This is a genomic window from Phaeobacter piscinae, from assembly GCF_002407245.1.
In the GTDB taxonomy this organism is placed as follows: domain Bacteria; phylum Pseudomonadota; class Alphaproteobacteria; order Rhodobacterales; family Rhodobacteraceae; genus Phaeobacter; species Phaeobacter piscinae.
In genome coordinates this window covers 66,554-83,258 of the sequence record NZ_CP010681.1, presented here as the reverse complement: position 1 = coordinate 83,258, position 16,705 = coordinate 66,554, and the positions used below count along the sequence as shown (strand labels likewise).

Annotated in this window: 9 protein-coding genes; 4 read left to right on the top strand and 5 right to left on the bottom strand. The window is 65.0% G+C overall.

What is annotated here, in order from left to right; all coding sequences use genetic code 11:
* Positions 1-20: 20 nt before the first annotated feature.
* The 3 genes from phaeop14_RS00340 to phaeop14_RS00330 all read right to left on the bottom strand — a co-directional run bounded on the left by phaeop14_RS00340 (position 21) and on the right by phaeop14_RS00330 (position 2,086).
* Positions 21-290 (bottom strand): DUF2798 domain-containing protein, encoded by a 270-nt coding sequence (locus tag phaeop14_RS00340; RefSeq protein WP_096788410.1) that lies wholly within the window; start codon positions 288-290, stop codon positions 21-23.
* 148 nt (positions 291-438) lie between these two features.
* The gene (locus tag phaeop14_RS00335) at positions 439-1,191 is read right to left on the bottom strand and encodes a hydroxypyruvate isomerase family protein (protein WP_040171668.1); all 753 of its coding nucleotides are present in this window, start codon (positions 1,189-1,191) and stop codon (positions 439-441) included.
* A 277-nt stretch (positions 1,192-1,468) separates the two neighbouring features.
* Positions 1,469-2,086, bottom strand: coding sequence for a DUF1285 domain-containing protein (locus tag phaeop14_RS00330; RefSeq protein ID WP_175304791.1), 618 nt, complete (start codon positions 2,084-2,086; stop codon positions 1,469-1,471).
* Between the two features lie 64 nt (positions 2,087-2,150).
* On the opposite strand from phaeop14_RS00330, the gene phaeop14_RS00325 reads away from it, so the two are divergent.
* From phaeop14_RS00325 to phaeop14_RS00310, 4 genes are read left to right on the top strand one after another with little or no spacing between them, the layout of a single operon-like run.
* Positions 2,151-3,158, top strand: a complete 1,008-nt coding sequence (locus phaeop14_RS00325; RefSeq protein WP_040171669.1) for an AAA family ATPase — start codon at positions 2,151-2,153, stop codon at positions 3,156-3,158.
* Positions 3,155-4,078 (top strand): DUF58 domain-containing protein, encoded by a 924-nt coding sequence (locus phaeop14_RS00320; RefSeq protein ID WP_096788409.1) that lies wholly within the window; start codon positions 3,155-3,157, stop codon positions 4,076-4,078. Before phaeop14_RS00325 ends, phaeop14_RS00320 begins: the two co-directional genes overlap by 4 nt.
* A complete protein-coding gene (locus phaeop14_RS00315; protein ID WP_096788408.1) occupies positions 4,075-6,993 on the top strand; it encodes a DUF4159 domain-containing protein in 2,919 nt (972 codons plus the stop codon). Before phaeop14_RS00320 ends, phaeop14_RS00315 begins: the two co-directional genes overlap by 4 nt.
* Before the next feature lie 15 nt (positions 6,994-7,008).
* A complete protein-coding gene (locus tag phaeop14_RS00310; RefSeq protein ID WP_096788407.1) occupies positions 7,009-9,069 on the top strand; it encodes a hypothetical protein in 2,061 nt (686 codons plus the stop codon).
* Positions 9,070-9,103: 34 nt separating this feature from the next.
* On the opposite strand, the gene pbpC is transcribed toward phaeop14_RS00310, so the two are convergent.
* Together pbpC and phaeop14_RS00300 are read right to left on the bottom strand one after the other, a co-directional pair.
* Positions 9,104-11,131: a penicillin-binding protein 1C gene (pbpC, locus tag phaeop14_RS00305; protein ID WP_096788406.1), complete on the bottom strand. Its 2,028-nt coding sequence runs from the start codon at positions 11,129-11,131 to the stop codon at positions 9,104-9,106.
* A gap of 59 nt (positions 11,132-11,190) precedes the next feature.
* Positions 11,191-16,659: an alpha-2-macroglobulin family protein gene (locus tag phaeop14_RS00300; protein ID WP_420874965.1), complete on the bottom strand. Its 5,469-nt coding sequence runs from the start codon at positions 16,657-16,659 to the stop codon at positions 11,191-11,193.
* Positions 16,660-16,705 lie beyond the last annotated feature (46 nt).

Here is a 16,705-nt window from a genome sequence, read left to right as displayed (position 1 = left end):
GCGCCCCTTGGCCTGCGGTGCTAGTCTTTTACGCTGGGAGGTCCTGCGGGGCTGGCTGTTTCCGCAGGCGGCTTCACCATCCAGGCCACCAATCGGCGCACCGCAGGTGCCACCCCCAGCACAACGACGAAGGCCACCGGCCAGCCGAAACTCCAGGCTGACATCCAGAGCCCCGGCGCCTCTACGCTCAGGCCAACGGCCTTCAGCGTGGCGACACCTGTGACAATGCAGGACATAACGCCAGACAGGATCAGTCCAAACAGGACAGGGGCGAATCGCGCAGGGACCATGGCGGCCTCCAAGAATGGGCAGATTGCAGCCTTATGCCCTGTGTTTATTCACATTTCAATTCGCGAATATGTTTTGATATGGCAGCCGGACCTTTGGCTGCAGCCATTCCATCCTGACAGTGACTGGCGTACCCCGATGCGACCTCTGTCAGCCCATCCAGGCCAGACTGTCTTCTGTCCGTTTGGTACTTGGGGTGTATTCGGCACTGACCCAGCCTTCATAGCCGCTTTCGTCTATCGCCGCGAAGAGCTGTTCGAAATCCACCGGTCCGGTTCCTGGCTCACATCGCCCGGGCGCGGCGCCGATCTGGACATGTGTCACGCGGTCGCCAAAGGCTTCCCAGACCTTGGCCGCATCCCCATGGATGAGCTGCGCGTGATAGGCATCATACTGCAGGCCAACGTTCTTGCGATCCACCGCCTCCAGCACCTCAACCGCGAGATTGTAGTCATCCAGAAAATACCCCGGCTGATCACCGCTGTTCAGCGGTTCAATGGTGAATTGCTGTCCCGGCGCGTAGTCGGCGGCCCATTGCAGATTGCGGATCAGCGTGTCTTTGGCCACATCGCCTTTGGCATAACCGGCCATGATGTGGATCATACCGGGTCGCAGCACCTCCGCATAGCGCAGCACCCGCCGGATATCGCGTTGAAACCGATCCGCTCCCATCGGCAACGCCGCATAGCCCGGCATCCCACCAGTATAGTTCGGGGGCGGTGCGTTGATCAGCAGCAGCTCCAGCCCATTGGCCAACAAGGCCCGCTGAGTTTCTTTCGCAGCCAACTCATAGGGAAACAGGATTTCCACCGCTTCAAACCCGGCCCGCGCGGCTGCAGGAAAACGGTCCAGATAGGGCAGTTCCGCAAACAGCAACGAAATATTGGCCGCAAATTTCGGCATTGGAAAACCTCCTTTGGAGCCACCCCCGATTGGCGGCCAAATTGACATGTGCCGGGCTATGCCACCGCAATAGACCAACCCAGCCCCCGCCGGGTTCACCATTGATCCGTCCAGGATCACACCGCCTCAATCTGCCTCAGATCTCCACCGATTTTGAGCAGGTTTTCACAAGAATTTTCGCTAATTTTACAATACACTCAACTGAATCAGCGGCTTCCCGCCGCATCACCTTACGACCGGCAGCGCTCTGCCGACGACGCCACGATGTAGGTCAGGGTCAGTCGTCCGGCAGCTCATCCGAAGGGATGATGCCGAAGAACGCACCACCCGACCACAGACCAAACCATCCGTCCCGGTGACACCCCAGCTCCACAAGCCGATAAAAGCTCTTGCGATCAATCAGCGCCTCAAGACCAGCCCGCACCATCACATAAGGTGCTGGCTCACCTGTCTCTTCGTCCCGCACCACGCGGATTTTATGCGCAGGCCCGGCCTCAACCCTGTCGCCAACATGGGTTTCAAACCGCAACACCTGCGCCTCATCGGTGCCGTCCACCTCGAAATCCACCGCGACAAAGGGGGCATCCTCCACCGTGATGCCAACCTTTTCGACGGGCGTAACAAGGAAATACTTGCCGTCTTCCAGCTTCAGAATGGAGGAAAACAGCTTCACCAGTTCAAACCGCCCGATTGGTGTGCCGAGGTAGAACCAGGTGCCATCACGGGCAATCCGCATGTCCAGATCCCCGCAGAACGGCGGATTCCACAGATGCACAGGCGGCAGACCGCCTTTGCTCGCCGTCTTGGCCGCAGCCGCCAGCCCCTCGGCGCTGGGGGGTTCTGATCCTGTTTCGGGGGTGTTGCTGCCGGAAGTCACGGGATTTTGTCCGCTCATTGCTTTTGCCATTTTCTGTCAACGCGATACAGTATCACTATATATTCGCCGTGAAGGGAAAGTCATGTCCGAACCCGACGATCTGCTGGCCGAGATTGAAGCGCTTGAAGACAAGCTGACACAGGCCAGGTCCTCTATCACCCGGCGCTTTATCGGTCAGGAGCGTGTGGTCGATCTGACACTGAGCACGCTGCTGTGCGGTGGCCACGGGCTGCTGATCGGTCTGCCCGGACTGGGCAAGACCCGGCTGGTGGAAACCCTGTCTACGGTCATGGGGCTTGCAGGAAACCGGGTGCAGTTCACCCCGGATCTGATGCCCGCCGATATTCTGGGCTCCGAGGTGCTGGACACCGCCAAGGACGGCAGCCGCGCCTTTCGCTTTGTGCCGGGGCCGGTCTTTTGCCAATTGCTGATGGCGGATGAAATCAACCGCGCCAGCCCCCGCACACAATCTGCGCTGCTGCAGGCAATGCAGGAACGGATGGTGACCGTGGCTGGTGCCGACCGTCCCCTTGGCACCCCCTTTCACGTGCTGGCCACGCAGAACCCGATTGAGCAGGAAGGCACCTATCCTCTGCCAGAGGCGCAGCTGGACCGCTTTCTGTTCCAGATTGATGTCCCCTATCCGACCCGCCAGACCGAACGCGACATTCTTCTGGCCACCACCGGGGTTGAAGAGGGCAGCGCGCATCAGGTCTTCACGGCCGATGATCTGATGGCGGCACAGACCCTGCTGCGCCGGATGCCCGTGGGGGACAGCGTTGTGGAGATGATTCTGGATCTCGTCCGCGCCTTCCGCCCGGAGGATCCCGCCGCCTCTGAACGGGTGCAGCAGACCGTCGCCTGGGGCCCGGGGCCGAGGGCGGCACAGGCGCTGATGCTGGCGGTGCGGGCCCGCGCGCTGCTGCAGGGGCGCCTCGCCCCTAATGCGGATGATGTGCTGGATATGGCGCAGCCCGTGCTCAGCCACCGGATGGCGCTGAACTTCGCCGCCCGCGCCCGCGGCGAAAGCCTGACTGATCTGATCGCCACCACAGCCGAGAGCATGGCACAACCCGGCGTCGCCGCGTGACACAGGCGCGCGCCCCTCAGTCAGACGGACCCGCTGGCAGCGGCCAAGGCCCCGCAGCGGATCTGCGCCACCGCGCAGAAAGCGCGGCCAGTCGCTTCCCGCCGCTTCTGATTCGGGCGCAGCAATTGGCCGGGTCCGTGCTTCTGGGCGAACATGGCCGCCGTCGTGCCGGCATGGGCGATGATTTCTGGCAATACCGCCCGGTGCAGGCCGGGGACAGCCGCCGCATGATTGATCACCGACGGTCCGCCAAGGGAGATCAGCAGTTCGTACGTGAACGGGAATGGCAGATCGCCCAGACGGTGCACCTCTGGGTCGATCAGGGCGCGTCCATGCGCTTTGCCTCCACCCCGGCGCTGCCGCAGAAAATTGACCGCGCCCGACTGCTCGGACTGGCCGCCTCCGTGATGATGCTAAGAGCGGGGGAACGTGTCGGTCTCACCGGTGGCCGCCTGCCGCCCCGACGCGGCAATGCCCAGATCCTGCGGCTGGCCGACGCACTCAGCCTAGATGACGACGGCGACTATACCCCACCCGAAGATCGCGCCATGCTGCCACATGCGCGGGTGCTGTTTCTCTCCAATTTTCTGGGCCCCTTCGCACCGCTGGAACAGGCGCTGGCCAAGGCCGCAGACCGTGGGGTTCACGGCGTGCTGATGCAGGTGCTTGACCCGGCGGAGGAGGAATTTCCCTTCGACGGGCGCACCATTTTCGAAAGCGTCGGCGGCGGGGTGCGCCATGAAACGCTGAAGGCTGGTGCCCTCAAACAGCGCTACCTTGATCGGCTTGCCGAACGACGCGACGCGCTGGATCACCTGTGCCGCGCGGCAGGCTGGCGTCTGGGCACGCATCACACAGGCGATAGCGCGCAAGCGGCCCTGATGTGGCTGTTTCACGCCATGGAAAGAAGCGGCTCATGACGACCATTGCCGGCATCGGCTTTACGGCCCCCTGGCTGATGCTGGCGCTTCTGGCGCTGCCGCTGTTGTGGCTGCTGTTGCGGGCGGTGCCCCCTGCCCCGCGCAAACGCCTGTTTCCGGCGGTCACCCTGCTTTTGGGGTTGCGCGATGACGACAGCCTGTCGGATCGCACCCCATGGTGGCTGTTGTTGCTGCGACTGCTGGCGGTGGCGGCCGCCATTGTCGGACTGGCCGGGCCGGTTCTCAACCCCACCACAACCCCGACCGGGCGCGGCCCGTTGCTGGCGGTGTTGGATGGCAGCTGGGCCGGTGCCCCGGACTGGGACCGCACCCGAGAGGAAATCGACCATCTTCTGGCTGAGGCCGGACGCGCGGATCGCCCCGTCGCCGTGCTGCGCCTGACCGCACCTCAGACGCCTCAGTTCCAAAGCGCGGCAAGCTGGCGTCGTCAGATCATCGGTGAGCCGCCGCAAGCCTGGCAGCCCACGCCAGAGCAACTGGCGCGCGCCCGGACCCAGATAGATGCCATTGAGGGTGGGTTTGACAGCCTCTGGTTCAGCGACGGACTGGAGTATGCCGGTCGCGACGATTTGCTGGCGGCGCTGCGCCAACGCGGCAGGCTGACCGTTTATGAACATGCCACCCCCCGGCTGGCGCTGCGCCCGGTTGTCTATGTGGATGGCGCAATGGAAATCACCGTCGCTCGCCGCGGCCCGCAGGCCACCTCAGGTGACGGGGCTGTAACAACATCCCTTGGCGCAGGTGCGGATCAAACCGTGACTGTTCTTGCCAAGGGGCCAGACCCGGGCGGCACCATGCGCACCCTCGGCTCGGTGACCGTGGATTTTGCCGACCCGGACAGCACCTCCGCCGACGGCAGCGAAGCCACCGCCCGCCTGTCTCTGCCCGCGGAGCTGCGCGCGCGCATCCGCCTGTTTGAGCTGCAGGGCCAAAGCAGCGCCGGGGCCGTATCGCTCGCCGATGATGGGCTGCGCCGCCGCGAAGTGGCACTGATCTCAGCTCAAAGCGGCAACGAAGGGCTCGCCCTCCTCTCGCCACTGCACTATCTGCGCCAGGCGCTGGCACCGACCGCTGACCTGCTGGAGGGCGGGCTAAGCGATCTTCTGCCCGCCAATCCCGACGTGATTGTCCTTGCCGACACCGCCCGTCTGCCCCCCGATCAGGAGGCGGCAGTGCTGGATTGGGCCTCTGACGGAGGGCTGCTGCTGCGGTTTGCCGGTCCGCGCCTGGCTGCAAGCGATACCGCCCGCACCGATGAGGAACCGCTGCTGCCCGTGCGCCTGCGGATTGGGGGCCGCAGCATCGGCGGCGCCATGAGTTGGGGAGAGCCAAAAACCCTCGCCCCCTTTGCCGAAGACTCTCCCTTTTTTGGACTGAACATTCCCCCTGACGTCACCGTCAGCTCGCAAGTGGTCGCCCAACCCGACCCCTCACTGGCAGAGCGGGTGATTGCGGAACTTTCCGACGGCACACCGCTGGTCACCCGCAAGCCGCTGGGCAATGGCCAGATCGTATTGTTTCACGTGACCGCCAATGCGGAATGGAGCAGCCTGCCGCTCTCCGGCCTGTTTGTGCAAATGATGGAGCGGCTGGCGATTTCCTCAGGCTCCAAACCGGCGGAGGCCGTCGATCTGGACGGCACCACATGGGCGCCGCTTCAGGTGCTGGACGGTTTCGGCGCGCTCTCCGATGCTGATGCGCTCCCCGGTGTGGCCGGGCCGGACCTGATCGCCGCCCCTGCCGGACCTGAGCTGCAACCGGGGCTCTATCAAAACGGCGATCGGCGGATCGCCCGCAACGTGATGCGCACTGAGGATCAGCTGACCCCGGCACAGTGGCCGCTCAGCGTCCCTGTCAACGGCTATGGCGCCTCCCCTGAACGCCCGCTGGGCGGCCTGCTGATCAGCCTCGCCCTCATCCTGCTGGCCCTTGATGTGATTGCGGCGCTGTTGCTCTCCGGGCTTCTGTCGCGCCAGACCCGAGCCTCAGCGAACACCATCCGCAACCTGACCTCGCTGCTGCTGTTTGCCACCTCTGTCTGGGTCATCACCCCTGGTCACGACATGCGCAGCCACGCCCAGGGCAACGCCACTGCGATTGAGGAGGTAACCCCCTCCCCCCCATCTGATCCCGCAGCCGATGCCGTGGCGGCAGAGCGGGCAGCCGAGCTGACATTGGCCCATGTACTGACCGGCAATCCGCAGGTCGATCAGCTGGCCCGCGACGGTCTGCAGGGGCTGTCAAACACGCTGCGCTTCCGCACCTCGGTCGAGCCCGCACCCCCCGCCGCTGTTGATCTGGAGCGCGACGAGCTGGCCTTCTACCCGTTGCTCTACTGGCCGGTGACCGCCAATCAGGCGATGCCCTCGGGTGCGGCCTATGACCGGCTCAACACCTATCTGCGCACCGGTGGGATGATCCTCTTTGACACCCGCGATGCCGATCTGACCCGCGCCGGCGCCAGCAGCCCCGCCGGGCGCCGCCTGCAACAGCTCGCCCTGCGGCTGGATGTACCACCGCTGGAGCCACTGCCCGCCGACCATGTGCTAACGCGCGCATTCTATCTGCTGCAGGATTTCCCCGGACGTCACAGCCGCGGCGCCGTCTGGGTCGAAGCCGCGCCCGCTGACGCCCAACAGGTCGAGGGCATCCCATTTCGCAACCTCAATGACGGTGTGACACCGGTTGTGATCGGCGGCAACGATTGGGCCGCCGCCTGGGCCGTGGACGACAATGGCCGCCCCTTGCTGCCGGTTGGGCGCGGCTACGCGGGCGAGCGTCAGCGCGAACTGGCCTACCGTTTTGGTGTCAATCTGGTGATGCATGTTCTGACCGGGAATTACAAATCCGACCAGGTGCATGTCCCGGCTCTGCTTGATCGGTTGGGGCAATGATATGAGGCTGGATATATGACGCAGACCATCCTCTTCGACCCGCTGGTCCCCTGGCCGGTGATCTGGCTGCTGGCAGCCCTTTCCACGGCAGTACTCAGTCTCGCGGTCTGGAAACGCTTGGCCGGATGGCCACTGCGTGCCCTTGCAGCCCTTGTCCTGATCGGCGCCCTCAGCGGTCCGGTTTATCAGATTGAGGACCGCGCCCCGCTCAATGATATCGTGCTGGTGCTGGAGGACAAAACCGCCAGCCAGTCCCTTTCTGACCGCCGCGAGCAGACTAGCACCGCCGTGACCGCGCTGGAAGCCGCCCTGGCCCAGCGGGCCAATACCGAGGTCCGTCGGATTCCGATCGACAACGTGCCCGCCCGCGAAGGGCGCAGCGACAACAGCGGCACCCTCGTGATGAGCGCGCTGGCAGAGGCGCTGGCCAATGTGCCACGTGGACGGGTCGCCGGGATCATTGCGCTCAGCGATGGTCAGATCCATGACCTTGCACAAACCCCGGCCCTGCCGGCCCCGTTGCATCTGCTGCTGACCGGCCGCCCCGGTGATTGGGACCGGCGGCTGATCGTGAAGAACGCCCCGAGTTTTGCCATCATCGGCGAACCGGTGACCCTGACCCTCAGGATCGAGGATCAGGGCGACGCCCCGCCAGCGGGCGAACTGGCCGAGCTGGCAATTTCCATAGGTGGTGCCGAGCCGCAGCGCTTCAACCTGCCTGTTGGTGTCGATTTCGACCTGCCGCTGACGCTGCCCCATGGGGGGCGCAACGTGATCCAATTCACCGTCCCCACCGCCGAGGGCGAGCTAACGGATCGCAACAATGCCGCGCTGGTCCAGATCAACGGCGTCCGCGACCGCCTGCGTGTGTTGCTGGTCTCGGGTGAGCCGCATCCCGGCGGGCGCACCTGGCGCAATCTGCTGAAATCCGACAGCGCCGTGGATCTTGTGCATTTCACCATTCTGCGCCCGCCGGAAAAACAGGATGGCGTGCCGGTGGATGAGCTGTCGCTGATCGCCTTCCCCACGCGGGAGCTGTTTCTGGAGAAAATCAACGACTTCGATCTGATTATCTTTGACCGTTACAAACGCCGTGGCATTCTGCCCGCGATCTATCTCGACAATGTGGCCGACTACGTGCAGCGCGGTGGCGCTGTTCTTGTCGCCGCCGGGCCGGATTTCGCCAGCGCCGACAGTATCTATCGCTCACCGCTCTCCAGTATTCTGCCCGCCAGCCCTTCGGCGCGCGTCTTGGAACGGGCCTACCGGCCCGAGATCACAGATCTCGGCCAGCGCCATCCTGTCACCGCTGATCTGACCGGCGCCGCTGATTGGGGCCGCTGGCTGCGCCAGATCGAAGTCGACGTGCCCGAAGGCCATGTTTTGATGAGCGGCGTCGACGCCCGCCCCCTGCTTGTGCTGAACCGTGTTGAGGAAGGGCGTGTGGCGCTCTTGGCCTCCGATCATGCCTGGCTCTGGAGCCGGGGATATGAGGGCGGCGGCCCGCAGCTGGAACTGCTGCGCCGTCTGGCCCATTGGATGATGAAAGAGCCAGAGCTGGAGGAGGATGTCCTCTCCGCCGAGGCCACCGGCCAGCGCATGCGTATCCAGCGCCGCAGTCTTGACGGGGATGTCGGCGAGGTCACCATCACCACTCCGGATGGCAGCACCGCCACGGTCGCGCTGGCACAGACCGCCCCCGGTCGGTGGGAAGGCCGCTATGAGGGGCCGGAACCCGGCCTCTACCGGCTGGAAGAGGGGGAGCAATCCACCGTGATCGGCCTCGGCCCTGCGGCCCCGCGCGAATTCGAACAAACCATCGCCACCGGAGAGGTCATGGCCGCCGCCGTAGCGCAGACACGCGGCGGTGTGCGGGCGTTGCACGACGGTATACCCAGCCTGCGCAATATACGTGCCGGACGTGTTGCAGCAGGGCGCGGCTGGATCGGCCTGACGCCACGTGACGCCTATCGCACCATTTCGGTCAGGCAGACGCCGCTGCTGCCCGCCTGGTTGGTTCTGCTGATGGCCAGCGCCGCGATCATCGCAGGATGGCTGCGCGAGGGGCGGCGCTGATCCCACATTCCGGAACCGGACAGCTCCCTGAAAATTACTCGTCGGGGCGGGTGATGCGCACCCGCACCTGATCCGACCGGCCGTTACGATCGACCACCACCAGCGTTGAAAACCCGCGGTCCAGTCCCGGCAAATCGATGCTGCGACGGCGGGCACCGGTCACCACAGGCGTCTGATTGGCCAGCACCAGAAACGGCGCCTCGCCGCCCTTGATCCGCAGGGTCATCTGCCCGCCCTCCGCCAGCAGCAGAGCCGCCCCATCCGGAGGAAAGGCCAGCTGCAGCCGCGCGCCGGGCGGGCCACCAACACCCCCCCTGTCAAAGCGCTGCAATGGCAGCGGCAACTCCGCCGTCGCAACGCGCAGGGTCGAGGCAGGTGCAGCTGGAAAAGGTGTAAACCCACGACCAATCCGCCCAAAGGCCTCAAATAGCAGGGGCGCCGCCAGTTCCGCACCAAAGGCTCCTGGCACCGGTGTGCCATCCGCCCGCCCCAGCCAGACACCCACCACGTAGCGTCCATCCCATCCGATCGCCCAGGTATCGCGGTGCCCGTAGGATGTGCCTGTTTTATAGGCCACCATACCCGCAGGCGCCCCGGCGGGAGGTGGCACGCCGCGCAGAATATCGCCGATCTGCCAGGCGGAGACCTTGCTCATCAGACGCGGCATCCGCTCGTAAGGGGCATCCAGACGCGCCCTTAGCCGGGGGCTTTGCCCACCAGCCGCCAGCCCCGCGTAAACCTGCACCAGATCCCGCAGCGACACGCCGACCCCACCGAGCGCCACCGCCAGCCCTGGCTTGCCACCGGGCAACCGGGGGTGCGCGCCGCCTCGCCGCAACGCCGCCATCAGCCGCGCCGGGCCCAATGCCTGCATCAGCTGTATCACCGGTGTGTTCAGCGACAGCTGCAGCGCCCGCCGGATTCGCAGATCCCCCCGAAAGCGGCCATCGAAATTCTGCGGTGCATAGCCATCAATATCAATCGGACCATCGTGGATCAGTGTCTCGGGATGGGCCAGCCCCTGATCGAAGGCAAGACCGTAGACCAGCGGTTTCAGCGTCGATCCGGGGGACCGTGGGGCGCGTGTCATATCAACAAACCCCTGCCGCAGATCATCGCGGTACCCGGACGATCCGACAGAAGCGAGGATCTCGCCGCTCCGGTGGTCCGCCACCAGCACCGCCGCCGAGAGCCTCGCATCCTGCAGCGCCACACTCTGCGTCAGCAGCTGCGCCAGACGCTGCTGCAGTCCCGCCTCAAGGGTCAGATCAATCCGCGCCTGCTCCGGTGTCTTTGCCACCAGATCATCCGCCAGATGTGGCGCCAGCTGTGGAAAACCCCGCATGCGCCGTGGCATCGCCGCCCGCGCTGCGGCCTCTGCTGCGTCAGCCGTTAGCACCCCGGCATCACGCATCCGCTGCAACACCCGGTCGCGGGCCAGCCGTGCCTTTTCCGGCGCGCGATCCGGGCGACGCGCCTCAGGTGCCTGCGGCAACGCCACCAGCAGCGCAGCCTCTGCCGGGGTCAACCGCGACGGCTCCTTGCCGAACCAGGCATAGCTCGCCGCCCGCACCCCTTCGAGATTGCCTCCAAACGGCGCGTGGATCAGATACAGCGCTAAAATCTGCGCCTTGCTGAGGCGGCGTTCCAACGCCAGCGCCAGCCGGATCTGCCGCAGCTTGCCCGCCCAGCGCCCGGTACTGCCATCCTCCAACAGCCGCGCCACCTGCATGCTCAGCGTTGACCCGCCGGAGACCACCCGCCGCCGCCACAGGGCCTGTGCCGCCGCCCGCAACAACGCCAGCGCATCGACACCGCTGTGGTCATAGAATCGCTTGTCCTCATATCGCAGCAACATCGCGCGATAGCCCGCATCGACCTGATCCACCGTCACAGCCATGCGCCAGATCCCATCCGCCACCGGATAGGCCCGCAGCAATTGCCCGTTGCGGTCGCGAACCTCTGTCGCGATCTCCGCCAGCGTCGCGGGCATCGGCGTCTTCTTGACCCAATCATCAAAGGCCACACCGCCGATCACCGCGACCGCACATAGGCCAATCAACGCTGCAGTGATCCAACGCCATCGCCGGAAACGACGCCAGGCCGGAGCCAACGGGCGGATCACCGGACCTGGACGCGGCCCGTCGCGGTGCGAGCGCGATAGGCAGGCCGATACATATCCTCAACCGAGGCCGCCGGATGATGGAACAGACCCGGCGTGACTGCGCGCGCCACATAGGCCAGCGTCACAGGCGAGCCCGCCTCTCCATCGCGCCCACGCCGCAGGTCGATCGCCGCCAGAAACCGATCCGCACGAAACTCGGCATGGCGGGCCTCGCTCAGCGTGAGCCAGTCGAGACCGCGCACATCACCGGAGCGCAGCAGGCTCGGGTTATCGATCTCCAGCCCCGCAGGCAGCGGATCATTGACCATCAATCTTGCGCCAACCGGCTCAAACGGAACCACCCGCAGCACCGTGACAAACCGGTCGCCAACGGTGAACTGATCCGGCGCCAGCGCCTCACCTTCCATCGAATAATATCTGCGTTCGATGCTGTAGCCGGTTCCGCCCGCAGGGGCCGCAACCAGCGGCACACCCAGCGTGGTCAGCGTGATGTCCACATCCCTACCGGAGGCAGCGGTCAACGCCAGCGGGTCCTGATCTTGGCTACCGTCCAGCACCTCAACCATGGGGCCATCTGCGGCTTGCCCATTGACCAGCAACCCGGATCCGCCATCCCCACCAATCAGCGCATGGGCCGCCATCAGCGTCCAGGCGCTTTCCTGTGTGGAGAGCCCCCGACCCTCCGCGACCAACCCCGCACTCAGGGCGCGACGATCCACCGCGTCGGACCCGGCCTCACTGGCCAGGGCCAGAACCCCGGCCTGATCGCGGCGCAGGCTGCCATAGTCGGTGCGCCACAGGGTTGGATCGGGATCAGCGCCTTGCAGCATCGCAGCGGCACGGGCGAACATCTGATCTGCGCGACGCTGATCGCCATAGGTCGCCAGAGCCGCCCCCACCTGCGCCACCGCCAGCGGCGTGGCGAAATCGCCCGCTTTCACATCCGCATAGTAGCGCAGATCCCCCATTGCCGCCTCGCCCTCGCGGGCCAGAACCAACAGAGCATAGGCGATATCTTCACCGCCCGTGTCAAAATCGGGCGCGTAGTTGACCCGGTTGCGCAGATTGTCCAGCGCCTGACGGAACCGGGTGTCGGCCACCTGATAGCCCTGCGCCCGTGCTCGGCTCAGAAAATCGCTGGCATAGGCATCCAGCCAGAAATCACCACTTTCGGCGCGCCACAGGCCAAAGCCACCGTTGCTGGCCTGCCGCGCCAGCACCTGCCGAATGGCGCCGTCGATCTTTGCGGTGACCTCAGGCGCATTCCCCAGTCCCGCGGCCTCTGCCACCGATGACAGATACAGCAACGGCAATGCGCGCGAGGTCACCTGCTCGGTGCAACCATAGGGGTAGAGATCCAACCCGTTGAGCAGCCCCGGCACATCAAATCGCGCCAGTGGCCCCGCAGACATCACCGCGCGCGCGCCCTCTGGTCGCAATCCGGTAAAGACGTCAGAGGAGAATAGGAAACTGTTCCCCGCCGCCAACTGGAAACGGCGGGTGGTCGCAACCGCTGGATCATTGGCCCGCACCGGCAGGCGCAGCGTTTGGATCAGGGTTTCGCCCTCAGCCGTGGTCAGCGTCAGCTCTATCTCCGGGTCGCCAACGGACAGCGCCGCAATGGGCAGGATCACGGTCTCGCTGCCGCCCGGCGCCAGGTCAAGCGTTTGGGGCAGCGCCCCGATCTCCAGCCCCGCTCCAAGGGTGCGGGCCGCAAGCTCCAGCCGACCAGCAGGGCCGTCCGCATGGGTGACCTCGATCTGCACCCGACTGCTATCGCCCGGCGCCAGAAACCGCGGTGCCGATGCACTGACCACAATCGGATCCCGAACCAGCATGTCTTCGGCGGCCTGACCCACCGCACCCTGCGACCAGGCCACAGCCATCACCCGTACCGTTCCGTTAAAGGGCGGCAGCGCGATCGGCACCTCGGCGTGCCCCTCCGCGTCAAGCTTCACCGGGCCGGAAAACACGGCCATCAGATCCTGCGTCGGTGGTGGCGACTGCAACCGCATTCCCGCGCCCGCATCCCCGCCCGAACGCACCCGGCCAAGCGCCCCGGTGCTAGTCTCAATCAACCGTCCGTATAAATCGCGCAGCTCCATCCCCAGCCGTCGCTGGCCATAGTAATGTGCCGATGGATCCGGGCTCTGAAATCCGGTCAGATTGAGGATCCCCAGATCAACCGCCGCCAGTGTCAGCCAGACCTCTTCACCGGGGGCGGTGCCGCGCACCTCAACCTTGGCAAGCTCGGTCCTGCGTGGCCGGGCCACCTCGGGCAGGTCTAGCGCCACCTGCAGTTCCTGTCCGGGGCGGATGACCGTTGCATGCGCCAGCCCCAGCGCCCGGGTCGGGCTTTGATCCGCCTTGCCCTCCAGCGGCTGTACCACCATGGCAGAGACATAGGCGCCACTGCCCCAATCAGCGGTAACATTCAGCGGGACCACGGTTTCCCCCGCAGGTACCTCGACCATCTGGCGGCTGATCAACCGGTTCGACATCACCGACACCAGTGCGGTTCCGGCCGCGCGGCTCACCACGCGCAGGCGTGCAGTATCCCCCGGCTCATAGCTGTCACGATCCAAGGACACCTCCAGCTGGTCGGGCGTATCCGCCCCTTCGTCCGGGAAGTACCAGCCTGCATAGAAATCACTGGACGCCGCGACATGAGGCACGCCCTGATGCTCCACCACCAACTCATACCTGCCCCAATCAACAGGCTGCTCCAGCACCAGTGGCGTGGTGGCATTCACCTGTGCCGCGCCGGTTGCAACACGGCTGCGACGGGTCGTCGGCTCCCAGTTCCAGTTGCCATAAAGCTGGTACCACTGGTAGCGCGTTTCCACCCGGTTCAGCGTCCACGTGACCGACATATCCTGCGGGTTGCCATCCGGAGCCAGCGCGACAATGGAAAACCGCGCCGCATCGCCCTCTGCGACAACATCCTCAAACAGCGGTTTGATGCCAATCACCGGGCCGGACGGCTGCAGGGCCACGCTCAGCTGCCGTTCAACCGGACGGGCGCTGCCATCACTCAGACGAGTGGTCACCTCCGCGACAAGCGGCTGCCCCAGCGCCTCAATCTCGGGCAGTGCCACCGAAAGCGTCCCGATCCCCTCCGCATCCGTCCGCGCGCCGCCGAAATGGCGGCTTTGTGGGGATACTACATCGTCGTAGCGGCCAAAGCGGTAGCCGTCCCAGCCCGCCACCTGATCCGCCGGGCGCAGCGTGACCTCGCCGTCGATACTGAGATCCCGGCCCGGCGCACCAAACAGATACCGCGCCTCAATCCGCAAGGGGCTGCTGGTACCGGGGCGCAACGCCTGCCCAGTCGCGGCTGTCAGAGTCTGGGTGAAATCAATGCGTTCAGGCAGAAAATCCTCAACCAGAATCTGTCGGCTAGCCAGTGCCGGTGCTTTGGGATCAGACAGGATCGACAACCGCCAGGTGCCACGTGGCGCGGTCTCTCCCACCGGCAGCGCAAAGACATGCCCGCCAGCCACCCCCTGATCCGAAATCAGCCGGGCATATTCGACCCCATCGGGGCGGGTCAGAACCGCGATCAACGGCAGGCCCGCGATCGCCTGCGCCGTCGCATCACGGGCAAGGGCTGTGGCATGGATCACCTCTCCGGCACGATAGGCGCCGCGATCCGTGGTCAAAAACACATCAACCGGCCCTGGCGCCACGCGCCCCTCAACGCCCCGATCCGACAGGTCAAAGGCGGCATCCCGCAGCGAAAGAAAGGCAAAATCAGCGGCAGCCTCACCTGCCGCGCCCGTTTGCGCCATCAGGACAGCCGGAGCAGACGCGCCCTGTCCACGGGTCAGACCCGCATCAAATTGCGCATAGCCCTCGGCATCACTCACCGAAGTTCCCAAGACGGCGTTGGCGTTGGAGATCAGCTCTACCCGCACACCAGCACGCGGCGCAGCATCGGAAAGCCCCTGCACCTGCACATGCAACCCGTCACTGCCCAGCATCGTACTCAGCCCCAGATCGGTCAGCACAAACCACTGGGTCGCGGCCGGGCTCTCATAAGGGTCGGCGCCGGGCAGCTGCGCACTCAGTGCGTAGATCCCCACCGGTTGATCCGCCAGCGCCTGATCCAGCGGCAGTCGTGTGGTCACCGCTTGGTTCAATGTCTGCGAGACCTCGGCGGTGCCGCTCCAGATCTCCTCGGCGATATCGCTGGCGAACTGTTCCTCCTGCCATTGCGACAGCGGTCGGGCAAAGTAGTCCTCCTGCAGACTGCGCAGCAGATTGCGGTCACTGACACGGCGCAGGCGCAGCTCCAGCGTGGTGGCATTCACCGTCTCCACCGGCACCGCCACCTGATCGCCCTTGGGCAATACGTAAGACCGACCGGAGAATCGGACACTCGGCCCGCGATCCCGCACGTAATGGGTCAGCGTCACATCCTTGGCCAATGTCTCACCGCTGCCGGCAGGCAGCCCCCGGCGCAGCGTCAGCCGGTAGCGGGTGCCGTGATCGACCCCATCCACGCAAAGCTCCCGCCCCGCCGACTCAGCCACCAGACGCGGATCCGCCAGCTTGATGAAATCATCGTAGACGACCCCGCTTGGTGCCAAATCTTCGGAAAATTCGACACATATACGGGGCGATGCGCTGTCGCTTTCTACCCGGCTTCCGGTGACCCGAAATCCAAATTTGGCAATTGCGTCGTCCAGACGGGCCGCCAGTTTCGGGCTGTTGTCCCGCTCAGCCGCCAGCCGCAGAACTGCCAGCGCAGCACGCCCGCGCCCCAGCTGTTCCAATGCCCTGGCCGCAGTGGCCAGAGCCTGCGCCTCAGCGGCATCATCCGGGCCACGCAGATAACTGTTGAGCGCCGCCGAAAGGGCCGCCTCATGGGCGCGCCGCTGCGCCGATCCTTGCACCTCCTGCCGCAACAGCCGCCGGGCATAGTCCAGCCACAGATCGCTCCGGTCACTCAGCACCACCGCTTCCGCAATCCAACGCAAGCCTGTCGCGGGCGACGCGCTCTGCGCCGCCGCAACCAGTTCATCAACGCTGCCTCCCCCTATGGGAAAGCGCAACCCAAGGTTTTGAGCCTGTTTTGCCGCCTGCGCTAGGTCATTTTTCTGCACCCCCTTCAGTGCAGCGGCCCGCACCTCCGCCGCCTGCCTCTGGGCGCGGCTACCGGTTAGCTTATGCGCCGAAAACGCGCCTTCATAGGACGATGGCTGATCCATCGCGGATTTCGGGAAACAGGCGTTCGATCGGCTGTTGAAAGCGAACCCGACGCAATCCACCTGTGCCGAACAGGCCCGTGCACAGCTACGCAAATCAGTGTCAAATAGCGCCCCCAAGTCAGCGCCAAAATGATCGGTGTCACGTCGTACGACGTATCTGGTTTCAGGAAAAAATGAATCAGCATATGCAACTAAAGGTTGAACTATCAAACCGCACAAAACTACAATAAACGGAACAAGAACGCGTACCATGGAACCCTCCAAACCTGTCTCAAGGCTGGCATGGGGTTAACGCCAT

Coding starts and splice junctions, on each gene's coding strand:
- phaeop14_RS00330 (WP_175304791.1), bottom strand. CDS start 2,086: ATGAGCGGACAAAATCCCGTGACTTCCGGCAGCAACACCCCCGAAACA.
- phaeop14_RS00310 (WP_096788407.1), top strand. CDS start 7,009: ATGACGCAGACCATCCTCTTCGACCCGCTGGTCCCCTGGCCGGTGATC.
- phaeop14_RS00340 (WP_096788410.1), bottom strand. CDS start 290: ATGGTCCCTGCGCGATTCGCCCCTGTCCTGTTTGGACTGATCCTGTCT.
- phaeop14_RS00315 (WP_096788408.1), top strand. CDS start 4,075: ATGACGACCATTGCCGGCATCGGCTTTACGGCCCCCTGGCTGATGCTG.
- phaeop14_RS00325 (WP_040171669.1), top strand. CDS start 2,151: ATGTCCGAACCCGACGATCTGCTGGCCGAGATTGAAGCGCTTGAAGAC.
- phaeop14_RS00300 (WP_420874965.1), bottom strand. CDS start 16,659: ATGGTACGCGTTCTTGTTCCGTTTATTGTAGTTTTGTGCGGTTTGATA.
- phaeop14_RS00335 (WP_040171668.1), bottom strand. CDS start 1,191: ATGCCGAAATTTGCGGCCAATATTTCGTTGCTGTTTGCGGAACTGCCC.